Below are 269 nucleotides of genomic sequence, written 5' to 3' on the forward strand. Positions count from 1 at the left end.
GTCAACGCCAGATATGTTGATACCCCGTCCATCGGATCACCGATGGTCGAGGTTCCTTTGAAAAAACACAGCGAGGACGCTGTGAACGATCGGACTATTCCTCCGGTCGTTCCGCTCTTCAGAGTGTCTCACCGGATTACCGGTAAACATTCACGGAGAGTTTGATCCTGGCTCAGGACGAACGCTGGCGGCGTGCTTAACACATGCAAGTCGAACGATGAAGCCCTTCGGGGTGGATTAGTGGCGAACGGGTGAGTAACACGTGGGCA

General features: G+C 54.3%; 1 rRNA gene. It reads left to right on the top strand.

The features are described from left to right. Window positions 1-149: 149 nt before the first annotated feature. A 16S ribosomal RNA gene (locus QSK45_RS38180) occupies window positions 150-269 on the top strand; the annotation flags it as partial.

The organism is Streptomyces hygroscopicus subsp. hygroscopicus (genome assembly GCF_030269125.1).
Lineage (GTDB): Bacteria > Actinomycetota > Actinomycetes > Streptomycetales > Streptomycetaceae > Streptomyces > Streptomyces hygroscopicus_C.